Raw genomic sequence first — 262 nt, forward strand, 5'->3', positions numbered from 1 at the left:
GCGTTGAGGAGTTGCTATAGGTTAAAGACTCCATCGCTGCGGCCACATACGCCTGATTATCATCAGGCAGCAAGCGCTGATACATTGGAAGGTTTTCACGTAATCGGTTACCGGCTTCAACATGCTGGTTCATATAGCGACCCAAATAATCCATGACTTCAGGATTATCCGCTGCTAATCGAGTTAACGTCGCACCATCCGTGTTCCTTTGTCCTGATAGACTGTAGCTGGCCTGATCAAGCTCACTAAAGCGGTTTGATGC

The 262-nt window shown here is 48.1% G+C and carries 1 protein-coding gene; it reads right to left on the minus strand.

Annotation, left to right across the window (positions count from 1 at the left end):
* Positions 1–262: hypothetical protein (locus AAEZ02_RS22755; protein ID WP_351125355.1), on the minus strand; the 262-nt coding region annotated here is incomplete at both ends.

It is taken from the genome of Shewanella sp. T24-MNA-CIBAN-0130, from assembly GCF_040310185.1.
Classification (GTDB): domain Bacteria; phylum Pseudomonadota; class Gammaproteobacteria; order Enterobacterales; family Shewanellaceae; genus Shewanella; species Shewanella psychromarinicola.